At 36.1% G+C, this 10,239-nt stretch carries 7 protein-coding genes, 1 tRNA gene and 1 pseudogene; 2 read left to right on the top strand and 7 right to left on the bottom strand.

What is annotated here, in order from left to right; all coding sequences use genetic code 11:
* The 5 genes and pseudogenes from EKL98_RS02795 to EKL98_RS02775 all read right to left on the bottom strand — a co-directional run.
* Nucleotides 1–929: pseudogene (locus EKL98_RS02795) on the bottom strand (Fic family protein); the annotation flags it as partial.
* Between the two features lie 556 nt (nt 930–1,485).
* Nucleotides 1,486–1,573 (bottom strand) — tRNA-Ser (locus tag EKL98_RS02790).
* 60 nt (nt 1,574–1,633) lie between these two features.
* Nucleotides 1,634–2,662, bottom strand: a complete 1,029-nt coding sequence (locus EKL98_RS02785; protein ID WP_126561486.1) for an asparaginase — start codon at nt 2,660–2,662, stop codon at nt 1,634–1,636.
* On the bottom strand, nt 2,652–3,788 hold the full coding sequence (locus EKL98_RS02780; RefSeq protein WP_126457536.1) for a 1-acyl-sn-glycerol-3-phosphate acyltransferase: 1,137 nt from the start codon (nt 3,786–3,788) through the stop codon (nt 2,652–2,654). The genes EKL98_RS02785 and EKL98_RS02780 overlap by 11 nt, the downstream gene beginning before the upstream one ends.
* A 67-nt stretch (nt 3,789–3,855) precedes the next feature.
* Nucleotides 3,856–4,635 carry a TatD family hydrolase gene (locus EKL98_RS02775; protein WP_126561485.1) on the bottom strand — a complete coding sequence of 260 codons (780 nt, stop codon included), beginning with the start codon at nt 4,633–4,635 and terminating at the stop codon, nt 3,856–3,858.
* Nucleotides 4,636–4,790: 155 nt separating this feature from the next.
* On the opposite strand from EKL98_RS02775, the gene EKL98_RS02770 reads away from it, so the two are divergent.
* The gene (locus tag EKL98_RS02770; RefSeq protein ID WP_126457538.1) at nt 4,791–5,228 is read left to right on the top strand and encodes a retropepsin-like aspartic protease; all 438 of its coding nucleotides are present in this window, start codon (nt 4,791–4,793) and stop codon (nt 5,226–5,228) included.
* A gap of 28 nt (nt 5,229–5,256) precedes the next feature.
* Nucleotides 5,257–6,012, top strand: coding sequence for a hypothetical protein (locus EKL98_RS02765; RefSeq protein WP_233588582.1), 756 nt, complete (start codon nt 5,257–5,259; stop codon nt 6,010–6,012).
* A 54-nt stretch (nt 6,013–6,066) separates the two neighbouring features.
* On the opposite strand, the gene odhB is transcribed toward EKL98_RS02765, so the two are convergent.
* Together odhB and EKL98_RS02755 are read right to left on the bottom strand one after the other, a co-directional pair.
* A complete protein-coding gene (gene odhB / locus EKL98_RS02760; RefSeq protein ID WP_126457539.1) occupies nt 6,067–7,296 on the bottom strand; it encodes a 2-oxoglutarate dehydrogenase complex dihydrolipoyllysine-residue succinyltransferase in 1,230 nt (409 codons plus the stop codon).
* A 159-nt stretch (nt 7,297–7,455) separates the two neighbouring features.
* The gene (locus EKL98_RS02755) at nt 7,456–10,230 is read right to left on the bottom strand and encodes a 2-oxoglutarate dehydrogenase E1 component (RefSeq protein ID WP_126561484.1); all 2,775 of its coding nucleotides are present in this window, start codon (nt 10,228–10,230) and stop codon (nt 7,456–7,458) included.
* Nucleotides 10,231–10,239 lie beyond the last annotated feature (9 nt).

Genomic DNA, 10,239 nt, shown 5'->3' with positions numbered 1-10,239 from the left:
TTATTACTGACCAATTTATACGTTCCTAATATGTCGTGTGAATCTTCATCACGATTGAACATTGGGGTATCGGTTTCGATAATGTTTTTTGCTTCAATCACTTCAAATCGAGTTCCTTCAATATAATTTGAAAAATAGGCTTCAAAAAAAGCGAAATTTTGAAAAGCTGTATTAGTTGTATTTCTATCTATCGCATTTTTGAATTCTCTTTGCTTTAACTCTAAAAATAATATCTCAAACAAATCTATTCTTGATTGGTCATAAGGATTTCCAAATGCTCGTGCAATGGCTCGTGGAGACGATAATATTTTGGAAGGCTGTGTAGATAATAAGGCACTAATTAGTTTGTTTAATTTCTCAAACTCACTTTGCATTCTTAATTTATCGGCGATTACTTTTGCGCTATCTCTAATTTGATTTAGTCCTTCTTCGCCTTTAACTTGTACTATTTTCTCTAGTTTGTTTTCGAGTTCAGCAATTGAAATAGTTTTAGATTCTGGACCCGATTTTCTGGACGGTTGTAGGTTTTCTAAAAATGCTCTTTCTTGTTGTGAAACAAATAACTCCCCCGAAAATGAATTGTCACCTTCAATTGCTCCAATACCTTCCATAAAACGAATGGTTATTCCAGGCAACTCTATTTTTTTGGTGTAGGTATAGGTAACAAATATTTGTCCTGTTGCAGTTGGTTTGAATTCTATTGCGGAACGGTGGCTTAATAATGCCCCGGGATATAAATTGCCCAGAATAGAAAAAATATTTCTTTTGATAATAACCTCGTCCGTATCAATAAAATTGGAAGTAAAGATACGAGGAGCAATTTTTTTAATTTTACCTGTACTTTCAAGCAAAGCAATTTGTTTTCTTACTTTTTTATCGCTCGATGAATAAATAATTTCTTGAAGGTGTGTTGGGACAAAATTTTCCATTAGTGGTGCTTTATTGAAGTAAAACTATACTTTATTTTCCACTAAAAAGTATTTATCGGGCTTTTTTTTCCATTATAAACGAATGTTGGGGTAGGAATGGGTGTTTTTTCCAGTAATAATTATAGTTTTTCTAAACCAGTTAGCCAAGTTTGTAATTCTTCAACAACTAAATCAGTTTGTGGAGTATTAGCTGGAAATAGAACATCAATAAAACGATGCAAATATGTTAATCTTACTGTATTATGTAAATTTATAAATTCCCATATTGTACGGTGACACGTACATAAATAGGGCAGATGCCATCATTATTGACTTTTGATCTCTTTATATAAAAGAGAACGGATACGGCTGTGTTCATGGTTGGTGACCTTTTAGTTATTATTAAATTTAAACTTTGTAATTCTTCCAAACAAGATGTTCAAATAGTGAAAAGGTATTTGAACAAATGTTGAACTGGTATCTTTTGAGATTTAATGAATAATTTGATTTACCGTAAATGAAAAAACCCCACTAAATCCTAGAATTTAGTGGGGTTTGCTTCTTTTTGTATTTCTACTGGCAGAGAGGAAGGGATTCGAACCCTCGATATGTTGCCATATACACGCTTTCCAAGCGTGCGCCTTCAGCCACTCGGCCACCTCTCTATTTTATTACGGCTGCAAAGAACACGAAAAAAAACGAGTTAGAAAAGTAAAATCTAAATATTATGTCATTTCTCCTCGTAAAGAAGTTTCAAAAATAGTTTTGAAGTCTTTTGGGGCTATTTTTTTGCTCAATAAATACATCAATTTTGTGATTCCCGCCTCGGTGGTGATGTCTTTTCCGGAAATCACACCAATTTCTTTCAGTCCGGTACTGGTTTCGTATTGCCCCATACTGACACTCCCGCCAGAACATTGGGTAACGTTAACAATATGTAACCCGCCGGCAATCGCTTTTTTCAAGAGGTTTAAAAACCAATCCTCTGTAGGTGCATTCCCAGCTCCGTAGGTTTCTAAAACAACACCTTTAAGATTCGGAATATTTAAAATAGCGGATAAAACCGCTTCACTGATTCCAGGAAACATCTTTATAATGGCAACATTATTGTCTAAATTTTTATGCACTTTGAATTCCTCCGTTCCTTTTTTAGGCAAAAACAATTCAGGATTCAACTTTAAATGCACCCCAGACTCCACCAATTCAGGATAATTTGGAGACGTAAATGCTTTAAAATGTTCCGCATTAATCTTTGTAGTTCTATTGCCTCGGTATAATTTGTATTCAAAATAAAGACACACTTCACTGATAACCGGATGATTATTATTTTGCAGAGAAGCTATTTGAATGGCTGTAATCAGGTTTTCTTTAGCATCGGTACGCAAATCCCCTATGGGTAATTGTGAACCGGTAAAAATAACTGGTTTTGCCAAATTCTCAAGCATAAAACTCAGCGCTGAAGCAGAATACGACATAGTATCGGATCCATGAAGCACAACAAATCCATCAAATGAAGTATAATTATCTGCAATAATTATAGCCATTTTTGCCCATTTTTCAGGATTCATGTTCGAGGAATCTATAGGATTTTCAAAAGAAACAGTTTCGATCTCACAATCCAATTGTTTCAATTCTGGAATTCGCTGTAACAATTTACTAAAATTGAATGCCTTGAGGGCTCCTGTTTCAAAATCTTTTCGCATACCAATAGTTCCTCCGGTATATATTAAAAGTATTTTGGCTTTATACAACATCGTGGTATTTTAATTTGTTCACAACTGGATTTGCATACATGGCCAAAAAACTTTCAAGAGCCACTGGATTGTCATGATCAATTCGCATTTCCAGTCTGCGCTCGAACAATGATTTTTCATTTTCAGTATACAAATGGGAATATCTATCGGTCTTATTTACAATATCAAAAGCAATAAAATTCGTTGGCCATAATTTGTAATTACTCAATATGGCATTATCAATTACTTGTGCCAAAGCTACTATTTGCTTATTTGAGTTCTCGTTTTCTGTAATAATGGCATCAATTTCAATATCTAAAACTTTCCCAACATGAATGTGTATTCTCTTCTTTTGCCCTAGAGCACCACTCAGAATCGTCATGAAATCTTCATTCTTTTCCTTGACATACACTTCATTATTGGCTTCAGCCATCAATTGTGGCATTTTCAGAGCATCAGTAGGATCATACTCGTACGAAATAGATACGGGTACAATTTTAATTTTCTTGAAATAATCCATTAAATTCTTTTCATCAGAACCCATTCCTACCATTTTCAAAACACCCGGATTGGTCTCATCCTTGCCGTCTTTCGTTCTTCCTTCTCGCTGTGCTATCCATACAGAACGGTTTTCATGAAGCAATAAATTTCCTATATATTCCGACAATAGTTTTGAACTCTGCAGCATTTCTCTTGGAGTCAATCCCCGTTGTACTAAAAAATTACGGTTCAGTTTTGCCAAGGTATTCAGAAACGATTTTTTTACTAAATTATCCCCAATCGCTGAGGCTGTCATCACTAACCCATGTTCAAATAAAGCTGTGTTTAATAACGTAGTATCCAAAAGGATGTCCCGATGATTTGAGACAAACAAATAAGAAGTGTTTTTCTTTAACTTTTCAAAACCGGAAGTGGTCATTCCTTCTGAACTTTTTTCTAGTATTCTTTGAACCGATTGGTATATAAAATTACATTGAAAATCCCGAATGGAGTGCGTTTTCCTGAGTTGTTCTTTCCAAACTTCGTCAGCAGCACCCGGAAAAGTAAAGTTCATCAATGCTTTCATCATTGGGTGATTAATCACATCTTGAAGTGCTTCGTTTATTTCGGAATCATAAAATGGCCGAATAGCGTCAAATTTCTGCATTGTTGATTTTTCTATATTTGTGTGGGCAAATGAACAAAAAAAAAGTCAAAATAAAGTGAATTCTACTTTAAATCCCAAAAATAGCTTTAGAATTCTCGGTGGTTCGCATTGCTATTTCATGTGTTGAAAGGCCATAAATCTGGGCTAACTTATCGACTACGCTGACTATATAACTACTTTCATTCCTTTTTCCACGAAAAGGAATTGGGGCTAAATATGGGGAATCTGTTTCTAAAACAAGATGCTTTATATCGATCTGTTTCAAAAATTGATCGATTTTTCCGTTTTTGAAAGTAACAACCCCGCCTATTCCAAGCTTCATATTATACGAAATTGCCCTTAAAGCTTGTTCATACGTTCCAGAAAAACAATGAAAAATACCAAATAAATCATCCGATTTTTCTTGTTCCAGAATTTCGAAAATTTCATCAAATGCATCCCGACAATGAATCACAATAGGTAACTTATATTCTTTAGCCAATTGAATCTGCTTTTTGAAAGCAATTTGTTGCTGAGGCAAATGGGTTTTATCCCAATACAAATCGATCCCAATTTCACCAACAGCGTAGAATTTTCTTTTCGCCAGTTCGTTTTCCACATGCTGTAATTCTTTCAGATAATTCTCTTTCACATACGTGGGATGCAAGCCCATCATCAAGAATACGTTTTCAGGATACTTTTTTTCTAAAATATACATGGATTCGGTGCACGTCGAATCGATTGCCGGAATAAAAAAACGCGAAACCCCCGCTTCAATGGCGCGTTGGATCATTTCATCTCGGTCTTGATTGAATTCCTCAGAATATAAATGAGTATGGGTATCGGTAATTATTACTTTTGTTTCCAAGTGTCGTCTTTTAAGAATACAAAATTACAAGAATTAAACTAGTCAAAAAAATGGTTTAACAAAGATTGCGATAGAAAAAAGATTCCAAAACTGCATACAACAACTTGTATCTTTGTAAAAGGGACACTATAATTCCGAAAACAAATTCTGCCTAGATGAAAAACCTCCACAAAATCCTTAAAAAAGAAAACTACAAAAAAGTAAAATTTAAGATTACTAAAACCCAACACCTTTTGATTAAAGCCAAAATCAACGGTATCAAAGGAAATTTCATTTTAGATACAGGTGCTTCAAGTAGTTGTATCGGATTTGAATGTGTTGATTTGTTTCTATTGGAAGCTAAAAAATCAAAAACTAAAGCTTCAGGAGCTGGAGCTTCCGGAATGTTGACACAAATAGCTACAAAAAATCAATTGCAACTAGGCACTTGGAAAGACAGTGCTTTTGACGTCGTAATTTTCGATTTATCTCATATAAACGAAGCTTTAACACAACACAAATCAAAACCCGTTCATGGAATCATAGGAGCCGATGTTTTAATGAAAGGAAAAGGAATCGTGGACTATTTTAATTATTGCTTATATTTACAATAGAAAAACGACCTTAAAACCTTAAAGAAACATGAAAAATATTTTCAAAAAATTATTGGTATTTATGGGACTACTTTTATTTTCTTGTTCTCCCGCCGACTTAACTAACGAAGATGAAACAATAACTAATTCAGATTCCAACAATCTCAGTATTTTAAAAACCAGCTATTCAAAAATTTGGGACTTCGATAATTTAACGGAATGGGAAGATGCTACTCAAGTTGGCAATCCAAATTACTGGATTGAAAATGGAAATTTACGTATTTTCACAAATCCAAATACGTGGGAAAGATCAAAAGTAAAAACGATTTCAAGTTTTGCCGCTGGAACCTATAGCTGGAATGTTTATATCCCCGAAATGGGCGTTGGTGACATGGCTAGCATTGGAGCTTTTTTATATAATAATGACACACACGAACTCGATTTTGAGATTGGCTATGGATCACAAGCCATTCGAAATCAATTAGCAGCAGAACCAGACGATCTTATCGTATACATGATCTCACAGGGCTATCCGTTCCAATCTGTTCAAAGGAAAATCAAAAGAAGACAATGGTATAATCTTACACTACAATTATCCCTTACTTCTAATGGGCGATACAATGTAAGTTGGAAAATCAATGATGCAATTATGGCAAGTGTCCGGCTTAATTATGGTAAAAACACCAAATTTAACATCTATTGCAGTGTCGAAAATTTACAATTTATAGGCGACCACATTCCGAAAAGCCAAAATTACGCACTTTTTGATGTTGTGGAATTCAAAGGAATTTTAATAAAAAAATAAAAAATCCGTTTAGTTCTAAAACTAAACGGATTTTTTATTTTTTTATTAATTCAATTACAATTCTAATGCTTTTTTAGGATTGTTCTCTAACAATAATTCCATTGGGTTTTCTAAGGCTTCTTTTACGGCCACCAAGAAACCAACAGACTCACGACCATCAATAATTCTATGGTCATAAGACAACGCCACATACATCATTGGGTGAATTTCTACTTTTCCGTTTACGGCAATTGGGCGCTCGATAATGTTGTGCATTCCAAGAATTCCTGACTGTGGCGGATTGATAATTGGCGTACTCAACATACTTCCAAAAACACCACCGTTAGTAATCGTAAACGTTCCACCAGTCATATCATCCACTGTGATTTGTCCGTCACGCGCTTTAAGGGCTAATCTTTTAATGTCGGCTTCAACACCACGGAAAGTTAAGTTCTCCGCATTACGAACTACAGGAACCATTAATCCTTTTGGTCCTGAAACTGCGATAGAAATGTCGCAAAAATCGAAAGCGATCTTATGATCCCCATCCATCATTGAGTTTACATCTGGAAATAATTTTAATGCTCTGGTCACTGCTTTAGTAAAAAAAGACATGTACCCTAAACCAATTCCGCCATGTTTTGCTTTGAATGCGTCTTTGTATTCATTCCGAATCAAGTTGATTGGCGTCATGTTTACTTCATTAAAAGTAGTTAACATGGCTGTTTCGTTTTTAGCAGCCACTAATCGTTCTGCCACTTTACGACGTAACATTGATAATTTTGAACGTTCTGATCCACGAGACCCACCGGTAGGCGTCCCCATTGAAGGTGCCGCATGTACGGCATCGTCTTTAGTGATTCTTCCGTCTTTTCCAGTTCCTGTTACTGAAGTTGTTGCTATATTTTTTTCGTCTAATATTTTTCGTGCTGCCGGAGATGGAGTTCCTGAAGCGTAAGTTGCTGCTGCTACTGGAGCGGCTTTTGGCGCTTCTGTTTTAGTTTCCACTTTTGGCGCTTCAACTGTTTTTGTAGCTTCAGCAACTGGCGCATCGCCTGCTGGTTTTACGCCGTCCGTATCAATGTGACAAACTACTGCTCCTACTGCAACTGCATCTCCTTCTTCCGCTTTCAAAGTAATGATTCCGCTCGCTTCTGCTGGCAATTCTAATGTTGCTTTATCAGAATCAACCTCAGCAATGGCTTGGTCTTTCTCTACATAATCTCCGTCTTTTACCAACCAAGTTGCGATTTCAACTTCCTTTATAGATTCCCCTGGTGATGGGACTTTCATTTCTAAAATCATGTTCTATTATTTTAAATTATGAATTTTAAGTTTTAAATTGTTCTTGAACAACTTATGTGTGTTAGATGTATTGTTTTTTAGCCCTGATGGCAGCGACATCCTTTTTCTAGCTTCTTTAGCTAGGAAAAGATATAGCGTACAGCAGGAAATAGCTCCTTATTATCGGTATAAATTTTTATCAAAAACCATTCGCAAGGCATCAGCCTGACGGCGTTTTGCTCTTGTATAACTTCCTGAGGCCGGTGCCGCATACGCTTTTAGTGAAGCCAATCTCCATTTTACTAAATCAAAATTCATTAGCATAAAGCTGTAAGCTCCCATGTTTTTTGGTTCTTCTTGTGCCCAAACATAATCATCTGCATTAGGGTATTTAGCGATAATGGCTTTTAATTGTTCTACCGGTAATGGGAACAATTGCTCGATTCTAACTACAGCCACATCATTTCTGTCCAGAATTTCTCTTTCGGCAGTAATGTCATAATAGAATTTTCCGGTACAGAAAACCAGCGTTTTCACATGCGCTTTATTCACTGTTTCATCATCAAATGTTTCTTGAAAACTCCCTGTTGCAAATTCTTCAACGGTAGATACTACCCTTGTATCCCGCAACAAACTTTTAGGCGTAAACACAACAAGTGGTTTACGAAACGTTGTTTTCATTTGTCTTCTCAAAAGGTGAAAGAAGTTGGCTGGTGTAGTACAATCTGCCACATACATATTGTGTCTGGCACAAAGTTGTAAATATCGCTCCATTCTGGCTGATGAATGCTCCGCTCCTTGTCCTTCGTATCCGTGCGGCAATAATAAAACAATTCCGTTTTGATTGTTCCATTTATCTTCGCCACAAGAAATATACTGATCAATTATAATTTGGGCACCGTTACTAAAATCCCCAAACTGTGCTTCCCAGATGGTTAATGTATTTGGGTTGGCTAAAGCATACCCATAATCAAACCCTAAAACAGCATATTCAGACAACAGCGAATTGAATATATTGAATTTCCCTGTTGCTCCCTCTAAAGTACTCAACAAAGTCACTTCTTCTTCTGAATCCTCTACTTTTACAACGGCATGACGGTGAGAGAACGTGCCTCGCTCTACATCTTGTCCCGAAATACGAACATCATATCCTTCTTTTAAAAGTGAACCATAGGCTAAGTGCTCTGCCATGGCCCAATCCAGCTTGTTGGTTTCAAAAAACATTGTTTTTCTATCCTTGACCAGTTTTTCTATTTTGCTGATAAATTTTTTGTCTGCAGGTAAGTTACAAATTACGTTTGCAACCTCAGTAAGTCCGGCTACTGGAAAAGTAGTGTCTACTTTTTTGAGCATTTCAACATCCGAAACCTGTTCAAAACCTTTCCATTCGTTTTTCATGAATGGCGTTATAATAGTCAAATCTTTTTTACGGGAGGCTTCTAAATTCACCTCTAGATTTGATTTGTATTCTTTTTCTAATCCTTTTACAAAAGTACTGTCAACAACTCCTTCGGCAAGCAATTTCTCCATGTAGATGTCTCTTGGATTTTTATGCTTTGCAATGATTTTGTACAATACGGGTTGGGTAAAACGAGGCTCATCGCCTTCATTATGTCCATATTTTCTATATCCCAATAAATCAATAAACACATCCCTACCAAATTCCATTCTGAAGTCCAATGCAAAGGACATCGCGTGAACTACTGCTTCAGCATCATCTGCATTGACATGCAAAACGGGCGAAAGGGTAACTTTAGCAACATCAGTACAATAGGTAGAGGAACGAGCATCCAGATAATTGGTGGTAAAACCTACTTGATTATTGATAACAATATGTATAGTTCCTCCCGTTTTATAACCATCCAATTGTGCCATTTGCACAATTTCATACAAAATTCCCTGACCCGCAATTGCAGCATCTCCGTGAACGGCGATTGGCAATACTTTTGAGAAATCGTTAGGGAAATATTTATCTTGTTTGGCTCTTGTGATTCCTTCGATTACTGCACCTACTGTTTCAAGGTGCGACGGATTAGGAGCTAAATTGATATTAATTTTTTTACCGGTACTGGTCACTTTATCCGCTGTAAGTCCTAAATGGTATTTTACATCGCCGTCAAAATATTCTTGATCGTAATCTTTGCCGTCAAACTCTCCAAAGATGTCTTGGGTCGATTTGCCAAAAATATTTGCCAACACATTCAAACGACCACGATGTGCCATTCCCATAACAAATTGCTCAACTCCTTTTTCAGCTGCTTTCTCGATTAAAGCATCTAATGCAGGAATAATTGATTCCCCACCTTCTAGAGAAAAGCGTTTTTGACCTACATATTTAGTGTGCAAAAAATTCTCAAAAGAAACGGCTTGGTTTAATTTATTAAGAATGGATTTTTTTTCGTCCAATGAAAATTTAGGCTGATTGTCATTGTAGCCTAATTTTTTCTGAATCCACTCCACTACTTCTGGTTTACGGATATACATATATTCCACCCCGATGTGCTGGCAGTATATTGTATCAAGATGCGTTATGATTTCCTGAAGCGTACAAGGCTGTATTTCCATAACCTTGGCTGCATCAAAAACAGTATTTAAGTCTGCTGATGAAAGTCCAAAATTTGTGATTTCTAGAGTTGGTGATGATACTCGTCTTTCTCGAACCGGATTTGTTTTAGTAAACAAATGACCGCGAGAGCGGTATCCATCTATTAATTTTAATACATTGAACTCCTTTTGAAGCTTGTCAGAAACCAAGCTAATATCTGTATTATTAGCCGCAAAATTTGCAATTTGCTCGACTTTATGATCCTCGCCGTAAGAACTCATCCCAAAGTCAAAACCTTGAAAGAAACTTCTCCAACTAGGCTCAACGCTGTCTGGATTTTCTATATATTGATCGTATAATTGAGCGAAAAATTCTGTATGTGCTGCGTTTAAAAATGAAAACCTATCCATAATATTTAG

Source organism: Flavobacterium bomense, from assembly GCF_003970355.1.
This window is presented reverse-complemented; position numbering and strand designations above follow the sequence as displayed.

Bases quoted from the DNA above. Each gene is read 5' to 3' on its own strand.
- EKL98_RS02785 (WP_126561486.1), bottom strand. From the start codon at position 2,662: ATGTTGTATAAAGCCAAAATACTTTTAATATATACCGGAGGAACTATT.
- EKL98_RS02765 (WP_233588582.1), top strand. From the start codon at position 5,257: ATGAAAAATATTTTCAAAAAATTATTGGTATTTATGGGACTACTTTTA.
- EKL98_RS02770 (WP_126457538.1), top strand. From the start codon at position 4,791: ATGAAAAACCTCCACAAAATCCTTAAAAAAGAAAACTACAAAAAAGTA.
- odhB (WP_126457539.1), bottom strand. From the start codon at position 7,296: ATGATTTTAGAAATGAAAGTCCCATCACCAGGGGAATCTATAAAGGAA.
- EKL98_RS02780 (WP_126457536.1), bottom strand. From the start codon at position 3,788: ATGCAGAAATTTGACGCTATTCGGCCATTTTATGATTCCGAAATAAAC.
- EKL98_RS02755 (WP_126561484.1), bottom strand. From the start codon at position 10,230: ATGGATAGGTTTTCATTTTTAAACGCAGCACATACAGAATTTTTCGCT.